This is a genomic window from Streptomyces griseofuscus (genome assembly GCF_014673495.1).
In the GTDB taxonomy this organism is placed as follows: Bacteria; Actinomycetota; Actinomycetes; order Streptomycetales; family Streptomycetaceae; genus Streptomyces; species Streptomyces murinus.
This window is the reverse complement of sequence record NZ_CP051006.1, coordinates 2,151,922-2,168,551: the sequence shown is the minus strand read 5'-3', so window position 1 is coordinate 2,168,551 and position 16,630 is coordinate 2,151,922. Positions and strand designations below refer to the sequence as shown.

14 protein-coding genes and 1 pseudogene are annotated in these 16,630 nt (G+C 73.2%); 10 read left to right on the top strand and 5 right to left on the bottom strand.

Features of this window, described 5'->3' with window-relative positions:
- Complete coding sequence (locus HEP81_RS09520; RefSeq protein ID WP_037655446.1) at positions 1 to 696, bottom strand: DUF6230 family protein; 696 nt, start codon at positions 694 to 696, stop codon at positions 1 to 3.
- 738 nt (positions 697 to 1,434) lie between these two features.
- Here HEP81_RS09520 and HEP81_RS09515 point away from each other — a divergent pair.
- From HEP81_RS09515 to HEP81_RS09505, 3 genes are all read left to right on the top strand, one after another.
- Positions 1,435 to 2,085, top strand: coding sequence for a hypothetical protein (locus HEP81_RS09515; RefSeq protein WP_037655449.1), 651 nt, complete (start codon positions 1,435 to 1,437; stop codon positions 2,083 to 2,085).
- A 310-nt stretch (positions 2,086 to 2,395) separates the two neighbouring features.
- The gene (locus tag HEP81_RS09510; RefSeq protein WP_037655450.1) at positions 2,396 to 3,040 is read left to right on the top strand and encodes a ScbR family autoregulator-binding transcription factor; all 645 of its coding nucleotides are present in this window, start codon (positions 2,396 to 2,398) and stop codon (positions 3,038 to 3,040) included.
- A gap of 22 nt (positions 3,041 to 3,062) precedes the next feature.
- Positions 3,063 to 4,259 (top strand): damage-control phosphatase ARMT1 family protein, encoded by a 1,197-nt coding sequence (locus HEP81_RS09505; protein ID WP_078967360.1) that lies wholly within the window; start codon positions 3,063 to 3,065, stop codon positions 4,257 to 4,259.
- Here the strand turns inward: HEP81_RS09505 and HEP81_RS09500 are convergent.
- Together HEP81_RS09500 and HEP81_RS09495 are read right to left on the bottom strand one after the other, a co-directional pair.
- Positions 4,231 to 5,493: a cytochrome P450 gene (locus tag HEP81_RS09500; protein WP_078967361.1), complete on the bottom strand. Its 1,263-nt coding sequence runs from the start codon at positions 5,491 to 5,493 to the stop codon at positions 4,231 to 4,233. The genes HEP81_RS09505 and HEP81_RS09500 overlap by 29 nt on opposite strands.
- Positions 5,490 to 6,272 (bottom strand): alpha/beta fold hydrolase, encoded by a 783-nt coding sequence (locus HEP81_RS09495; RefSeq protein WP_037655451.1) that lies wholly within the window; start codon positions 6,270 to 6,272, stop codon positions 5,490 to 5,492. Before HEP81_RS09495 ends, HEP81_RS09500 begins: the two co-directional genes overlap by 4 nt.
- Positions 6,273 to 6,405: 133 nt before the next feature.
- On the opposite strand from HEP81_RS09495, the gene cyc2 reads away from it, so the two are divergent.
- From cyc2 to HEP81_RS09470, 5 genes and pseudogenes are all read left to right on the top strand, one after another.
- Positions 6,406 to 8,568 carry a germacradienol/geosmin synthase Cyc2 gene (gene cyc2, locus HEP81_RS09490; protein WP_037655452.1) on the top strand — a complete coding sequence of 721 codons (2,163 nt, stop codon included), beginning with the start codon at positions 6,406 to 6,408 and terminating at the stop codon, positions 8,566 to 8,568.
- A gap of 90 nt (positions 8,569 to 8,658) precedes the next feature.
- Positions 8,659 to 9,062 (top strand): annotated as a pseudogene (locus HEP81_RS41425) (cupredoxin domain-containing protein); the annotation flags it as partial.
- Positions 9,063 to 9,271: 209 nt separating this feature from the next.
- On the top strand, positions 9,272 to 9,811 hold the full coding sequence (locus HEP81_RS09480) for a PDZ domain-containing protein (RefSeq protein ID WP_037655455.1): 540 nt from the start codon (positions 9,272 to 9,274) through the stop codon (positions 9,809 to 9,811).
- A gap of 219 nt (positions 9,812 to 10,030) precedes the next feature.
- Positions 10,031 to 11,158, top strand: a complete 1,128-nt coding sequence (locus HEP81_RS09475) for an aminopeptidase P family protein (protein WP_037655457.1) — start codon at positions 10,031 to 10,033, stop codon at positions 11,156 to 11,158.
- A 74-nt stretch (positions 11,159 to 11,232) separates the two neighbouring features.
- The gene (locus HEP81_RS09470) at positions 11,233 to 12,165 is read left to right on the top strand and encodes an aminoglycoside phosphotransferase family protein (protein WP_037655458.1); all 933 of its coding nucleotides are present in this window, start codon (positions 11,233 to 11,235) and stop codon (positions 12,163 to 12,165) included.
- A 40-nt stretch (positions 12,166 to 12,205) separates the two neighbouring features.
- Here HEP81_RS09470 and treZ read toward each other — a convergent pair whose 3' ends face one another.
- Complete coding sequence (gene treZ, locus HEP81_RS09465) at positions 12,206 to 13,951, bottom strand: malto-oligosyltrehalose trehalohydrolase (protein ID WP_037655459.1); 1,746 nt, start codon at positions 13,949 to 13,951, stop codon at positions 12,206 to 12,208.
- A 202-nt stretch (positions 13,952 to 14,153) separates the two neighbouring features.
- On the opposite strand from treZ, the gene HEP81_RS09460 reads away from it, so the two are divergent.
- Together HEP81_RS09460 and HEP81_RS09455 are read left to right on the top strand one after the other, a co-directional pair.
- Positions 14,154 to 14,714: a DUF1707 and FHA domain-containing protein gene (locus HEP81_RS09460; RefSeq protein WP_037655461.1), complete on the top strand. Its 561-nt coding sequence runs from the start codon at positions 14,154 to 14,156 to the stop codon at positions 14,712 to 14,714.
- A gap of 79 nt (positions 14,715 to 14,793) precedes the next feature.
- Positions 14,794 to 15,201, top strand: a complete 408-nt coding sequence (locus HEP81_RS09455) for an SSI family serine proteinase inhibitor (RefSeq protein ID WP_037655463.1) — start codon at positions 14,794 to 14,796, stop codon at positions 15,199 to 15,201.
- A gap of 65 nt (positions 15,202 to 15,266) precedes the next feature.
- On the opposite strand, the gene HEP81_RS09450 is transcribed toward HEP81_RS09455, so the two are convergent.
- On the bottom strand, positions 15,267 to 16,520 hold the full coding sequence (locus HEP81_RS09450; protein ID WP_037655465.1) for a M14 family zinc carboxypeptidase: 1,254 nt from the start codon (positions 16,518 to 16,520) through the stop codon (positions 15,267 to 15,269).
- Positions 16,521 to 16,630 lie beyond the last annotated feature (110 nt).

Below are 16,630 nucleotides of genomic sequence, written 5' to 3'. Positions count from 1 at the left end.
TCAGCAACCCGAGTCGCTGAAGCGCAGCTTGAGACCCGGCAGCTTGAACACCCCTGCCGTGGTGGCGTAGTTGGTCTGCCGCAGATTGTCGATGTGCACGCTGTCGGCCTGCTGGCTGAAGACGCCGATCGGGCCCTTCGCGTTGGCCTCGGTCAGCGTGCTCGCGTCGTTGCCGATCTCGATGTGGTTGAACGAGGCGTCACCCGACATCTCGGTGGAGTCGGTGGTCAGATCGGACGCGCTGACCTTGGTGTCGCCGCCGCCCGCGGTGATCAGCAGGTTGGTGCCGCCGAGGTCGACGCTCTGGCACAGCTTGGTCAGGGTGGCCTTCTTGATCGCCGAAGTGACGATGAGCACCTGGCCGCCGGTGTCACCGGCGTTGGGGCTGCCGTCGGCCATGTTGTCCAGGCCGCCGAACTGTTCGAAGCCGGTGCCGTCCAGATGGCTCGCGGCGACCGTGAACGGCATGCCGGAGATGGAGAACTGCACACCGAGCGCGCCCTGCGCGGTGAGGACCGCGAGGCCGGCGGCGACGAGGGTGGCGGGCACCGCCATCACCGCGGCGCGACGGGCCCGGACGCGGCCCCGTCTGCCGGCCGCGGAGGCCGCGGTGCCGCTCGGTGCTTCGGACGGTGAACCGCTTTCCGGGTTCTCGGGGGTGTTGCCGGTGGACGAGAGGTCCGGGGACGAGGCCATGTCTGCTCCCATGGGCATGGATCAATGCGGGTTGGGCTTCAGTGGCGCGATGTCCTGGCGCGGACAGCGGCCGCCGCGGACGCCTCCTCGCACTCCCGGCGGGTGCAAGGGCTTTCTCGTTACGCGGCGGTAGCCTTTCGAGGAAGTTACCGCCGGTTACATTTTGGGGTCAAGGGAGATGTGAAAAAAGGGTGTCGACGGTGCGTGCGCGCCCTGCGAACCCTCAACTTCCCCTGTGTGCAGATGTGTTGAGCGGTCCGATGGGTTGACGTCGATGGTTGACGGGGCTACAAATTCCTCAGATTCCACGGATCCGTGGCGCCGGATCCCCCGAGCGGCAGCGGCCGTGTCCCCTGCGGGCACCGGCCGCGTTCCCGGCCCTTACGCGGCACCCGCTCCACTGCGCGGCGATCGTCTCGAACGCGGGCCGTCGCACATATCGGCCCCTTCGAACGGCGGCCGTCCCGCACGGTGATCCTCCCGCACGGTGATCTTCCCGCACGTCGCGCGAGTACGGCACGGACAGCTCCCGCACGGGTCCGTACCGGCACCTCCCTTGTTCGTCCGGCCCGGCCGATTCCCCCCGGGTACCGGCCGGTGTCCGGCCCGCCGCCGTCGCTGGTCCGTCGCGTAAGGAGAAGGCGTGACGGGTCCGCGCCGGCGGCGACATCCGCACCGCCGCGCACCGCCCCCACCCCCCACGTCCGCGTTTCCCCACCCCAGCAGAGAGGCACCCGCATGCGTACGCGTACCCTCATCGCTCTCGCCGCCACCGCCAGCGCCACCGTGCTCGCCCTCGTGTCGGCCGGTCCGGCCTCCGCGGCCGGCACGGTCCTCACCACGGGCAGCGCCGGCGGCACCGCCGTCGCGGTCGGCGACACCCTCACCGCGCCCCTGGCCAGCGGCACCTCGGCCACCTTCTACTCCAGCTCGACCGGCACCAGCGGCGTGAAGTGCGGCACCTCCCAGTTCACCGCCAAGGTCACCGCCAACCCGACCGCGCCGGGCACCGCCACCGAGTCCCTCACCGGGCAGACCTTCAGCGGCTGCACCAGCAATGTCACCGGTGTCCTCGGCGTCTCCGGTGTGACCATCGACAACCTGCCCTACACGGCGGCGGCCGCCTCCGCCGGCACCCTCACCGTCACGCCCCCGAGCGGCTCCGTCATCCAGTCCACGGTCAAGCTGAGCACCCTGCTGGGCAGCGTCACCTGTGTCTACCAGGGCCCGAGCCTGGCCGGGAAGACGGCCAACGCCGACAACAGCATCTCCTTCACCAACCAGCAGTTCACCAAGATCTCCGGGTCCTCGCTCTGCTTCTCCACCGCGTACTTCAGTGCCAAGTACGCACCGGTGACCGACGGCGGGGCATCGGTCTACGTCAACTGACGTCCCCCGGGCGGTCGTTTCGGGCCGTCCTGAACGCAGCGCCCAGGCGGCGCCGACGCGGTGCACTCGGGCATCGCGGCGGCGCCGCCCTGCTGTGCGCGGTCCCGCCGGGAGAGGACGTACTGCCTTACAGCGCAAGGCAGTTGGTCCTTTTCGGCCCTCCGGTGAGACGCCGTTGAGGAGTCGGCCGTCCGCCTCGTATCGTGGCGATCATGGGGACTCCCGTTGTCATTCGGTGAGTTATCGTATGCAAGGGGTTAAAAACAAACCGCATGTCCCGTTCGTTCGTCTCGCGAGGAGGGGTCCCAGCATGGCGAGGCAGTTACGCGCCGAACAGACCCGGGCCACGATCATCACGGCCGCCGCCGATCTGTTCGACCAACACGGCTACGAATCCACCAGTCTGAGCGACATCGTCGCACACGCGAAGGTCACCAAGGGCGCCCTCTACTTCCACTTCGCCGCCAAGGAGGACCTGGCGCACGCGATCCTGGAGCTGGAGAACCGCGCGGCCCGCCGTCTGGTGGCCGATCTCGACGGCCGCGGCTACTCCTCCCTGGAGGGCCTGATGCGCACCACCTTCGGGATCGCCCGGCTCGCCGTGGACGACCCGGTGCCGCGCGCCGGACTGCGCCTGGCCACCGCCGACGTCACCGTGCGGCCGCCGCTGCGCCACCCCTACACCGAATGGCTGGAGTTCGCCGCCCGCAAGTTCACCGGGGCCGTGCGCGAGGCCGATGTGCACGGCGACCTGGATGTCTCCGCCGCCGCACACTCGCTCGTCTGCTTCTTCTTCGGGACCCGCGTCGCCGGCCGCTTCGAACCCGTGGGACGCCTGCCGCGCCGGGTCGCCGAGATGTGGCACCTGATGATCCGCGGCCTGGTCCCGGTGCACCGCCGCCCCCGCTACGTCACCCTCGCCACGCAGCTGGAGCGGGAGATCAGAACCGCGTAGGACGCGCGGTACGGTGACGCACATGCCCGCAACCCCGTTCGCATCCGTGATTCTCGGCAACGAACCCGGCTCGTTCCCGCACGGTGTGCTGGCCGAGCGGCACCCGGCGATCATCCGCCAGGTGCGGGACGCCCTCCCGTACGGCCCCGGGCAGCACCGGGCGCTGGACGAGCTGCTGAAGAGCTGCGCCGAGGGGACCGTGGCGCCCCTGCCCGCCGACGCCCCGGACCGCGCGGCCTGGCACGCGTGGGGCCTGGCCGAGTACGCCGGGCAGTCCTGGTTCGACGTGCCGTGGCTGTGGTCCGAGAGCTACTTCTACCGCCGACTCCTCGAAGCCGTCGGCTACTTCACGCCCGGGCCCTGGCGGGGCATCGACCCCTTCCGGCCCGTCAAGCGCGCGGAACTGGACGCGCCGGAGACCGACCGGGAACTCGCCGCCCTCGACGATCTGCGGGACCTTCCGGAGCCCGAGCGGGGCCGCGCCCTGCTGCATGGCTCGCTCTGGGGCAACCGCGCCGACCTGGGGTTCCGGCTGTCCGCCGAGGGCGCCGAGGCCCGGGAGCCGGCCCCCGCGCTGGTCGCCGACGACAGCGAGCGGCTGTGGTCGCTGCTGCCGCCAGGGGGCGCCGCCGACCTGGTCCTCGTCGCGGACAACGCCGGCCGTGAACTCGTCCCCGACCTGCTGCTGATCGCCCATCTGCTCGCCGGGGGCCGGATCGCGCGGGCGGTGCTCCAGGTGAAGCCGTACCCGTACTACGTCTCGGACGCGATCATGGCCGATGTGCTCGACGGCCTGGAACGGCTGCGTACGGCGCCGGGCGCGGCCGGTGAGCTGGGGCGGCTGCTCCGCTCCGCCATGGCCGACGGGCGGCTCACCGTCCGCGCCCACCCCTTCTTCTGCGCCCCGCTGCCGTACGAGCGGATGCCGCCGGACCTGCGCGCCGAGTTCGCCGCGGCCGGCCTCACCGTTTTCAAGGGCGACCTCAACTACCGCCGCCTGGTGGGGGATCGGCGTTGGCCGCCGACCACGCCCTTCGAAGCGGCGACCGCGTACTTCCCGGGTCCGGTGGCCGCGCTGCGCACCCTGAAGTCCGAGGTGATCACCGGGCTGACCGCCGCCACCGAGGCACGGCTGGTGACGGCGGAGGGGCAGCGCTGGCGCACGGACGGCACGCATGCGCTGATCCAGGTCAACCGATCTGCACGGGAAGGGATTTGAGCCCGTTGATGAAGTTGGACACCAGCCGCTCGGCCGGGCCGGCGGGGCGCAGTTCGGGCAGGGCGCGCGCCACCTCCGCGTAGAGCAGCCGCAGTTGAAGCCGGGCGAAGTGGGCGCCCAGGCAGACGTGCGGGCCGTCCCCGAAGGAGACATGCGGGTTGGGGGAGCGGGCGAGGTCCAGCCGGCCGGGGTCGGCGAAGGCCCGCTCGTCACGGTTGGCGGAGGCGTGGAAGACCACGACCTTGTCGCCCGCCCGGATGCGCCGGCCCGCCAGCTCGGTGTCCTGCGCGGCGGTGCGCCGGAAGGTCAGCACGGGCGGATGCCAGCGCAGCAACTCGTCGACGGCTGGGGTGAGTTCGGATCTTCCGGTGCGCAGCAGCTCGTACGACCGCGGATGTTCGGCCAGGGCCAGCAGGCCGCCCGGGGCCGCGCTGCGGACGGTGTCGTTGCCCGCGACCGTGAGCAGGAAGAAGAACATCTCCAGCTCGGGCCCGGTGAGTTCGGGGTCGGTGGCGAGGGTCGTCATGATGTCGTCGGCGGGGTGCCCGCGTTTGTGCGCGGCCAGTTCGTGCGCGTAGCCGAACATGTCCCGCAGCATCGCCGGAGAGCGCGGGTTCAGCGGCTTGCCCGAGCCGTCGAGGACCCGGGGGGCGGCCTCGTCCGGGTCCTGGTAGCCGATCACCCGCCGCGTCCAGTGCAGCAGCAGCCGGCGGTCGCCGTCCGGGACGCCCAGCAGATCGGTGAGGTTGAGCAGTGCGTACTCGTCGGTGACGGCCGCCACCAGATCGACCGTGCCGTCCCCCCGCGCGGCCCGCTCCCGTGCCGTCGCGAGCAGGGTCCGCGCCCGCTCCCGGGCGAGGGCCGCGAACCGCTCGATCCGCCCCGGGGTGAACGCCCGGCTCACCAGCCGCCGCAACCTGCCGTGGTGGGGCGGATCCTGATTGAGCATCATGCGTCGCACGAACGGCAGATCCTCCGGGTCGGGGTCCCGGATCTGGGTCGCGCCGAGGTGCGAGGAGTACACGGCCGAGTCCTTCAGGACCCGGACGACATCCGCGTGCCGGGTCACCGCCCAGAACCCGGGACCCGCGGGCCAGCCCAGCACCTCGGGCTCCTCCTGCCAGGCCACCGGGTGCGCGTCGCGCAGCACGCGGTAGGCGTCGTACGGCACCCCGCAGGCGTACTGGCGCGGGTCGAAGACGTCCGGCACCGGGCCGGTGGTCCTTGCGCTCACGCCCGGTCGCTCCCGTCCGCGCGCAGGAAGTCCTCCACCACCCGGATCAGCTCCAGCGGTGTCTCGTCCATCGCGTAGTGCCCGGCCCCGGGCAGCGCGACGAGATCGCCGTGCCGGTACCAGGACAGCCAGGTCGCCCGCATCAGGTCGGGCGACAGGGCCGGGTCCAGTTCGCCCGCCACGGCCAGCGCGGGCACCTCGCTGCCGGTCACCTCGGCATGGAAGTCCTCGCCCGCCCATGAGTCCAGCCAGGCCCGGAACGCCTTCGCGTCGCTGCGCTGGAACGACGTCCACACCATTCGGTCCAGCCAGGCGGCCGGACGGCGGCCGCCCGTGGTGAAGTCGATGATCGCGCGCCGGTTGCCCGCCTTGTGCGCCGCGTCCGTGAACAGCGCGCCCTGCTCGCCAGAGAGCGGCATCCCCGCGGCGGGCACCGGGGAGACCCCGACGATCCGGCGTAGCCGCTCGGGGGCGAGCGCGAGCAGCCGCTGGGCCACCGCGCCGCCCATGGAGTGGCCGATCACCGAGAACCTGGCCCAGCCGAGCCGGTCGGCCAGCGCCACCAGGTCCACGGCCGCCTGAGCCGTCGTGTACGGCCCCGGCGCGTCCGCGGCCTCCCCGTAGCCGCGCAGATCGACCGGCACATAGGTGAAGGAGGTGCGGTCCAGGTCCGGGAGGACGGCCGCGTAGGCGGAGCGGTCGGCGAACCAGCCGTGTACGGCGAACACCCGGTGGGCGCCGTCGCCGTGCACCTCATGGGGCAGCACGAAGGAGTTCATGCGCCTACCGTGGCCCGGGTGCCCGAGCACGGCAAGGGCACGGACGGGGCCCACCCCGGGGACGGTTCACGCGATGGTGTGATCATGTCCCGCGCATGGGATGGGTGTTCGGGGCCCCGGGTAGGGCCCGGCCATGACGCAGCCGTTCGAACTCCCGCACTTCTACATGCCGTTTCCCGCGCGGCTCAATCCGCACCTCGACGAGGCACGCGCCCATTCCACCGCTTGGGCGCGCGAGATGGGCATGCTGGAGGGCTCCGGGATCTGGGACCAGGCCGACCTGGACGCGCACGACTACGGGCTGCTGTGTGCCTACACCCACCCCGACTGCGACGGCGCCGCCCTCTCACTGATCACCGACTGGTACGTGTGGGTGTTCTTCTTCGACGACCACTTCCTGGACATGTTCAAGCGGACCCAGGACCGCGCCGCGGGCAAGGCCCACCTCGACCGGCTCCCGCTGTTCATGCCCATCGATCCCGCGACCCCGGTGCCCGAGCCGGAGAACCCCGTCGAGGCGGGTTTGAAGGACCTGTGGGCGCGTACGGTGCCCGCGATGTCGGTGGACTGGCGCCGCCGCTTCTCGGTGGCCACCGAGCATCTGCTCAACGAGTCGATGTGGGAGCTGTCCAACATCAACGAGGGGCGGATCGCCAACCCCGTCGAGTACATCGAGATGCGCCGCAAGGTGGGCGGCGCGCCCTGGTCCGCCGGGCTCGTGGAGTACGCGACCGCCGAGGTGCCCGCCTCCGTCGCCGGGACCAGGCCGCTGCGGGTGCTGATGGAGACCTTCGCCGACGCCGTGCATCTGCGCAACGACCTGTTCTCCTACCAGCGCGAGGTCGAGGACGAGGGCGAGAACAGCAACGGCGTGCTCGTCCTGGAGACCTTCTTCGGCTGCACCACCCAGCAGGCCGCCGACACCGTCAACGACATCCTCACCTCACGCCTGCATCAGTTCGAGCACACCGCGCTCACCGAGGTGCCCGCGATCGCCCTGGAACACCGCCTCACCCCGGCCGAGACGGGCGCGATCGCCGCCTACGCCAAGGGACTCCAGGACTGGCAGAGCGGCGGCCACGAATGGCATCTGCGCTCCAGCCGCTATATGAACAAGGGCGCGCGAAACGACTCGCCCTGGCTGCTGCCGAGCGGCCCCGGCACCTCCGCCGCCCGTATCGGCGCCCTGCTCGCCTCCGCCGCGCACGAGCGGCTGCGCGCCTACACGCATGTGCCCCACCAGAAGGTCGGCCCCTCGATCCTGCCCGAGTTCCACATGCCGTTCGCCCTGGAGCTCAGCCCGCACCTCGACGCCGCCCGCCGCAATCTGCGCGCCTGGTGCGACCAGATGGGCATCCTCCAGGAGGGCGTCTGGGACGAGGACAAACTGCGCGCCTACGATCTCGCCCTGTGCTCCGCCGGCCTCGACCCCGACGCCACCCCCGAGGCCCTCGACCTCAGCGCCCAGTGGCTCGCCTTCGGCACCTACGGCGACGACTACTACCCCCTGGTCCACGGCCACCGCAGGGACCTGGCCGCCGCCCGCCTCACCACCGCCCGCCTGTCGGCCTGCATGCCCGTCGACGGCGAGCCCCCGCTGGTGCCCAAAAACGCCATGGAACGCTCCCTGAGCGACCTGTGGGCCCGTACCACCGCCCCGATGAGCACCGGACAGCGGCGCACCCTCAAGGCCGCCGTGGACACCATGACCGAGAGCTGGGTGTGGGAGCTGTCCAACCAGCTCCAGAACCGCGTGCCCGACCCGGTCGACTACCTGGAGATGCGCCGCGCCACCTTCGGCTCCGACCTCACCCTGAGCCTGTGCCGAATGGGCCGGGGCCCCGCGGTCCCGCCGGAGGTCTACCGCAGCGGCCCGGTGCGCTCCCTGGAGAACGCCGCCATCGACTACGCCTGCCTGCTCAACGACATCTTCTCGTACCAGAAGGAGATCGAGTACGAGGGCGAGATCCACAACGCCGTCCTGGTCGTGCAGAACTTCTTCGGCGTCGACTACCCGACCGCGCTCGGCGTCGTCCACGACCTGACCACCCAGCGCATGCGGCAGTTCGAACATGTGGTCGCCCATGAACTGCCGTTGCTGTACGAGGACTTCGGACTGTCCCCGCAGGCCCGCGCGGCGGTGGACGGCTACGTCGACGACCTGCGGAACTGGCTCGCGGGAATCCTCAACTGGCACCGCAGCGTGGACCGTTACAAGGACGCCTGGCTGTCACGGCGCGCCCATGGCTTCCTGCCCGACCGCCCGCCCGTGCGGCCGCTGCTCACTCCGGGCTGATCGGCCGTTTCGTAATCTACTCGTACGGAGCAGGGCATTCAGAGAACCGAGATCATCGAGAAGGCCGTCGAGAGGATCACCGGCGCCACGGAGGAGAAGAAGCGGACGCCGGGCGAACTGCGGCCGTATGCCGGGCTGTTGACCGTGCCGCCGGTGCTGCGGCCGATGTTGCCGGTGGACTTCGGCGCGGAACTGCCCACCCTGACCGCGGCGCCCGCCGAGCACGCCACCTTCGAGCTGCCCGAGATCCTGTCCGGCTCCTTCCGCCGGCTCACCCACGACCTGCCGCACGGCCACCGGCTGGTCGTGCTCACCCCGCCCGCCACCAAGGGCACGGGCGGGCACCCCGAGATCTGGGAGATGGCCGAGGTCACCGCACCAAGACGTACCGCCGCATCGCGCGGACCTTCAACGACGGGCTCGAATTCACCATCGGCGAGGGCAGCCACGAGCAGTGGAGCTTCCTCAACCTCGCGCCCATCGTGCACCCCATGCAGCCCCCAACGAGCAGGGCCGCAAGGAAGTCTTACGGGGTGCCCGGCGGGCACATGGGCTGAGCCGACCCTGAGCGGCCCTGAGCCGGGGCCGGTGCGCGGGGTGTCCGTAGTGACTACCCGCCGCCGGTCTCCGGCCAGTCTCACTCGTTCGTGTCTCGTCAGGGGCCGGTGCGCCGGGTAGATGACCGGCCGGAGGCGAACGAACCATGGAACACACTGCGTTGCGGCCCAGGCCGCTGCCGGGCCGGGGCCCCCGGGCGGGCGGCGGTCCTCGCCCGGGCGGCGGCCCCGCCCACCATCCGCACGCCGCGAACCGGCGCCGCCGGCGGCTGCGGACCCTGCTGCTCGGGGCCTGCGCGGGCACCCTGCTGGTGCTGTCCGGCGTGGGCATCGGCGCGGTCGGCGCCACCGTGCTCGGCGGGGCAGGAGAGACCGCGCCGCAGCCCTGGGCCGCGGCGGCACCCGCGCGGGACAGCGGCCCCCGGGCCACCCTGGGCGTGGAGGCCGTCGACTACGGCAGCCCCGGCGCGCTGGTGGTGGGCGTGCACACGCCCGGCCCCGGCTACCGGGCGGGCCTGGCCCGCGGGGACGTCCTGCTCCAGTTCGGCGCCGCCCGCGTCGACACCGCAGCCGACCTGGCACGGGCCGTCGCCCGCGCCCGCCCCGGCAGCGAGGTCCTGCTGACCGTGCGGCACAGCGGCGGCGGCTTCCAGCAGTTGACGGTGGTGCCGGGCGTGGTGACCTGAGCGCCGCGGAAACCGGGGGCCGGTGGGTCATGATGGCCGGGTGCCGGACGTCCTGCCGACCCCCGCGACCCGCCCCGCGCGGACCTCCGCCGTGCCCGGCGGACGCGGGATCCGCCGATCGGGTCGCGCGGCCCGGTGCGGGCGGGCAGGATGCTGCCCGGGGCGCCTCGCGCGCGCCCTGCCACCCGCCCGACCAGCCAGAACCACCCGGAGGCCCGGATGACCGGTACGACGACCACGCCCTTCAGCGCAGCCGACCACAAGGCCCGCATGGAGCGTGCCGCGCGCGCCGCGGCCGACGCCGGTCTCGCCGGGCTGCTCGTGGCGCCGGGACCGGACATGGTGTGGCTGACCGGCTACACCCCCACCGCCGTCACCGAGCGGCTCACCCTGCTGGTCCTCGCCCCCGGCCAGGACCCCGTCCTCGTCGTCCCCACCCTGGAGGCCCCGGACGCCGAGCACTCCGTGGCGGGCGAGGCGCTCACCCTGCGCGACTGGACCGACGGCAAGGACCCCTACGCCGTCACCGGCGAACTGCTCGACGGCCGCGGCCGGTACGGCATCAGCGACAACACCTGGGGGATGCACGTCCTCGGCCTCCAGCGCACCCTGCCCGACAGCTCGTACGCCGCCCTCACCGACGCCCTGCCCATGCTGCGCGCGGTCAAGGACGCCGCCGAGGTGGAGCTGCTCGCGGCCGCCGGGGCCGCGGCCGACGCCGCGTTCGAGGAGATCCGCAAGGTGACCTTCGCCGGGCGCCGCGAGTCCGACCTCGGCCGTGACCTCGCCGCGCTGCTGCGCCGCTTCGGCCACTCCCAGGTCGACTTCACCATCGTCGGCTCCGGCCCCAACGGCGCCAACCCGCACCACGAGGTCGGCGACCGCGTCATCCAGCGCGGCGACATGGTCGTCCTCGACTTCGGCGGTCTGAAGGACGGCTACGGCTCCGACACCACGCGCACCGTGCACGTCGGCGAGCCCACCGAGGAGGAGCGCCGGGTCCATGACATCGTGCGCGAGGCCCAGGAGGCCGGCTACCAGGCGGTGCGGCCCGGCGTCGCCTGCCAGGAGGTCGACCGGGCGGCTCGCAAGGTGATCACCGACGCCGGGTACGGCGAGTACTTCATCCACCGCACCGGGCACGGCATCGGCGTCACCACGCACGAGCCGCCGTACATGATCGAGGGCGAGGAGCTGCCGCTGGTGCCCGGGATGTGCTTCTCGGTGGAGCCCGGCATCTATCTGCCCGGCCGGTTCGGGGTGCGTATCGAGGACATCGTGACGGTGACCGAGGACGGCGGCCGCCGCCTCAACAACACCGGACGCGAGATGGTGACAGTGGACTGACGGCACGGACCCGGGCCCGGGGCGGGCCCGGGGCGACCACCCCCGACGACACCCGGAACGGCAACGCGCGATCCATGACCCAGGCACCGACCCCCACCGCGGACACCGTCCGCCAGCTGGTCCGTTCGCTGCTCAAGGAAGGCCCCGAGCGAGACGGACCCGATGTCCGGCCCGTACGGGAGGGGCACGCGTACACCTGGTGGGTCGGCACCCGCCAGGTGCTGCGTCTCGCGCCCGACCGGGCGGCGTCCACCCGCCGCCGCCGGGAACTGCGGCTGCGCGCCCTGGTCCGCCCGCACGTCCCGGTCGCGGTGCCGGTCAGCGTCGCGCACGCCGACTGGGCGCCCGGCCTCGCCTGCACCCTGGACACCGTGGTGCCCGGCGGCACCGCCGAGGAGCACGAGGTCTCGGCGGCCGGCGAGGCCGATCTCGCCGGGCTGCTCACCGGGTTGCGCGCGGTGCCGGTACGGCAGGCCGAGTCGCTCGGTGTGCCGCGCGCCGCCCCGCGCTCCCTGGAGGCGCTGCGCCGGATGGCGGTGCACGCGGCCGAACTGCTCGCCGCCGCCGACGAGTTCGACGCCGCGCCGATGTACCAGCTCACTCCGGCCGGGGCCGCCCAGCTCGCCGCGCAACCCGGTGTCGCCGTGCTCACCCACCACGGGCTCACCGGCGAACACGTGGTGGTCAGCGCCGACGGGCGGGTGCGCGGCATCCTCGACTGGACCGAGGTGGCGCTCGGAGATCCCGCCGAGGACATCGCGGGACTCGCCGTCGCCGTCGGCTCCCCGGCCGCCGTCCGCGCCGCCACCCTCGCCGGGTACGGCGCCCGCCCCTGCCTGCGCGGCCTGTGGCTGGCCCGCTGCGACACGGTGCTGCGCCTCGCGGACCGCCTCGACGGCCGTACCTCCGGCGACCCGACCCTGCTGCGCACCCAGCTGCGCCGGGCGTGGGAGCCGATCCTGCTGGAGCGGGTGACGGACTTCAAGACGGCGGGGGAGGAGCCGTAACGGACCTCAGGGCGGCCTCCCCACCGGCCGCTCCTCCGTCTCAGGGCTGGCTGAGCAGCACGCACGACTCCCCGGGCAGCTGGAGCATCCCGTCCGCGCCCGGCGCCTCGACCGGCTCCCACGCGGCGAGGACCAGGGCCGGGCGGGAGCCCAGCGGGATGGCGGCCACTTCCTTGCCCAGGTTCACCGCGACCCGTACGTCGCCCCGCCGGAAGGCCAGCCAGCGGGCCCGCCCGTCGTAGGCCACCTTCGTGTCGGCGAGATCCGGGTCGGTGAGGTCCGGCTGCTCGCGGCGCAGCGCGATCAGCCGCCGGTACCAGTCCAACACCCGTGCGTGCTCCACGCGTTCGGGCTCCGACCAGTCCAGGCAGGAGCGCTCCCGGGTCGCCGGGTCCCCCGGGTCGGGTACGTCCTCCTCGGCCCAGCCGTGCGCCGCGAACTCCCGGCGCCGCCCGCGGCGTACCGCCTCCGCGAGGGCGGGGTCCGTGTGGTCGGCGAAGTACTGCCAGGGCGTGCCGGCCGCCCACTCCTCGCCCATGAACAGCATCGGGGTGAACGGCGCGGTCAGCACCAGCGTCGCCGCGCACGCCAGCAGGCCGGGCGAGAGATGTGCCGAAAGCCGGTCGCCCTGGGCCCGGTTGCCGATCTGGTCATGGGTCTGGGAGTAGCCGAGCAGCCGGTGCCCGGCGACCCGCGCGCGGTCCAGCGGCCGCCCGTGGTGCCGCTCCCGGAAACCGGAGTACGTGCCGTCGTGGAAGTAGCCCCCGGTGAGCGTCTTGGCCAGCGCGGCGAAGGGATCGCGCGCGAAGTCCGCGTAGTAGCCCTGGGACTCGCCGGTCAGCGCGGTGTGCAGGGCGTGGTGGAAGTCGTCGTTCCACTGCGCGTGCAGCCCGAGCCCGTTCTCCGTGCGCGGGGTGATGAAGCGCGGGTTGTTGAGGTCGGTCTCGGCGATCAGGAACAGCGGCCGGCCCACCTCCGCGGCGAGCCGGTCGACGGCCGCCGACAGCTCCTCCAGGAAATGGGTGGCCCGGGTGTCGTACAGCGCGTGCACCGCGTCCAGGCGCAGCCCGTCCAGCCGGAAGTCCCGCAGCCAGGCGAGCGCGCCGCCGACGAGGAAGGCGCGCACCTCGTCCGAACCGGGCGCGTCCAGGTTCACCGCCGCGCCCCACGGTGTGGTGTGCGTGTCAGTGAAGTACGGCCCGAAGGCGGGGAGATGGTTGCCGGAGGGCCCCAAGTGGTTGTGCACGACGTCCAGTACGACACCGAGTCCCAGCTCGTGCGCCCGGTCCACGAACCGCTTCAGCGCCTCGGGGCCGCCGTACGGCTCGTGCACCGCCCACAGCGACACCCCGTCGTACCCCCAGCCGTGCCGCCCGGGGAACGGGCAGACCGGCATCAACTCGACGTGTGTGATGCCCAGTTCCACCAGATGGCCGAGCCGGGCCGCCGCCGCGTCCAGGGTGCCCTCGGGGGTGTACGTGCCCACATGCAGCTCGTAGAGCACCGCGCCCGGCAACTCCCGCCCCGGCCACGGCACCCGCCACCGGTACCGCTCCTGGTCCACGACCGCGCTGAGCCCGTCCGGACCGTCCGGCTGCCGGCGCGAGCGCGGATCGGGCAGCACCGGACCGTCGTCCAGCGCGAATCCGTACCGGGCGCCGTCACCCGCCGTCGCCTCCCCCTTCCACCAGCCCGCGCGCTCCGGATCGCGCGCCAACGCCCGCGCGGCGCCCTCGCACTGGAGCGTCACCCGGTCTGCCTGCGGTGCCCACACCTCGAACTGCACGGACGGTTCCCCTTCGTCTGTTCACCGTGATGTCCCGCGCTCCCATCGTGCCCGCCCCCGCCCTCGATCTCCCCTTCGATCGGGCCCTTTCCCTCCAGGTGTCGTGCGATGTTTCCCGGCGGGCCGCGCGGAAGTACCGTCGGGCGGGCGCGGATCACCCGCTTTCTGGACACCCGCCGCCCACTGACCGACAATCACAGGCGTGACGTCGTCCTTCGAGTTCCCCACCGCCCCGGCCCCGGCGTCCGCGCGGCTGTCCGACACGGAGCGGGAAGCGGCGCTGGAGGTGCTGCGGGACGGCGCGGCCAAGGGCCGGCTGTCGCACGAGACGTTCGTGCGCCGCATGGAACTGGCGCTCGCCGCGCGGCACGCCGACGAACTCGCCGTCCTCGTCGCCGACCTGCCCCGCGACAACCGCTTCTCCCGCGCGATCTTCGGCACCGTCGAGGCCGTCTCCGGTTTCACGGTACGACTGCGCCGCGCCTGGCAGGCCGAGCGGCTGCCCAAGCTGCTGCTGCCGGGGCCGGCCCACACCCGGCTGCGGATAGGCCGCGACCCGGGCAACGGGCTGCGGCTGACCCACGAGACGGTCTCCCGGGTGCACGCCGAACTCAGCCGGCAGGGCGGGCTGTGGATCCTCCGGGATCTCGGCTCCACCAACGGGACCACCGTCAACGGCCGCCGGGTGGTCGGCGCGGTCGCGGTCCGCGAGGGCGACCAGGTGGCGTTCGGGCGGGTGGCGTACCGGCTGTCGCTGAGCTGAGCGCGTCGCCACGGCGCCCCGGTCGTTCGAACGGGTGACCGCACTGCGGAACACCGGACGTCCTGCCGATGCAACGGGCATGACGTACTTCACCAGAGCGACAGCGGCCGCCGGCGTCTTCCTGGCCGCCGCCGGTCTCCTCGCCGCGGGTCCCGCCCAGGCGGCGCCCCTGCTGCACGGCAACCGGCTGCACCTCACGATCACCCGCTCGGGCGCCCGGGCCGACAGCGGCCGCAGCGCCCTGCTGCGCTGCCTGCCGCCCCACGGCCATCCGTACGCGGCCGAGGCCTGCGCCGAACTGACCGCGGCCCGCGGCGACATCGACCGCATCCCGGCCCGCAAGGTGTTCTGCCCGCGGATCTACTCCCCGGTCACCGCCACGGCGCACGGCCGCTGGAACGGCCGGATGGTCGACTTCCGGCGGACGTACACCAATTCCTGCGAACTGCGGGCGCGCACGGGCTCGGTCTTCGACCTCGGCGACTGACCGGCGGTGCCAGGCTCCGCCGCGTCGGCCGGTGGCGCGCGACCGTGCCGCACCGGCCGGCGGCCCTATTGATCCGCCTGCTCCCGGGCCTGCTGGGCCGCCAGCAGCACCGTGCGCGACTGGTGCTCCACCTGGTGGTCCAGGGGCACCCAGCGGGCCCGGAAGCGCCGGGCGAAGGCGTCGGACCAGGTGGCCACGAGCCGTTCGAGGTCCGGCGCCGCCCGGTCGCCGCTCTCCCGCAGCACCCGCAGCAGCATCGCGGCCGCCCGCAGCGGCAGCCGCCGCCCGAACGCGTCCACGCTGCCGACGTACGCCATCGTGGAGGCGGCCGGCACGGTGTGGGTCCAGTCCTCGGCCAGGCCCGGGATCAGCTCCAGCGCCCAGCGCGCGGCCCGCAGCAGCGGCCCGTCGGCGCCGTCGAGCCGGGGCAGCGCCTCCGCCAGCACCCGCTCCACCTCCAGCGAGTCCCGCAGCAGCCGCCCCGCCAGCCGCCGCATCGCCGCCGCGGGTGCCGGGTGCGGCGCCGGGTCGTCCACCAGGTCACTGGCCCACATCGGCACCTCCACCACGGCGGTCAGCCCCCCGTAGCGGTGCGCGTGGTACCAGGTGCTGTGCCGGGCGTCGTCCGGCATGCTCGGGTAGGCCGCGTCCGTCCCGGGCCCCGGCATCACATGCACCCCGGGCCCGGAGGCGGGCCAGCCCGCGGCGTCCGAGGCGCCCGTCTCCACCGGGATGTGCAGCTGCGCCGCCGACTTGGCGAACGGCTCCGCGAGGCCCGGCACGTCCCGGGTCAGCTGCACCCAGCTGCCGCCCAGATCGGTGCCGTGCAGGGTCACCTGGAGGTAGGGGCGCAGCTCGTCGATCACCCCGGTCAGGGCCCGGGTCTCGGGCGGCAGCCGGTCCGGGGGCAGCACGGAGGGCGACCACTCAGGCTGCTCGGCGCCGGTGGGCCGGTAGAAGCCGAGGTGGTAGTCGAGCAGGCTGCGCGGGGCCGGGGTGACATGGAGGGCGGCGCCGTCCGGGTCCGCGCACAGCAGGAAGTGCCAGGAGGTGCCGGTGCGCAACTCGCGTTCCGCCAGCACCCGTCGGGCCAGCACCCGCAAAGTGGAGCCGCCGGTCGGTTCGTTGGCGTGGGCGCCCGCCACCACCAGCACCGCCCGCTGTGCGTGCCCCACCGACAGCAGATGCAGGGGGCGTCCCGCGCGTGAGCGGCCCACCTGTCGCAGCGCGCACAGCCCGGGCTCCGACGCGGCCAACGCCCGTGCGGAGGCCAGCAGTTCGGGAACGCTGGGATAGCGCAGCTCCGGCAGGAGACTCACCCCCGATTCGTCCGCCCTGCTTCGCCCTCCCAGTCCCGCACGGTGCGCGGTGGCTGTCAAGCGTCCGGCCGGATGCCCGGTCGGCATGTGCCAACCGGAGCCGGTGCCAC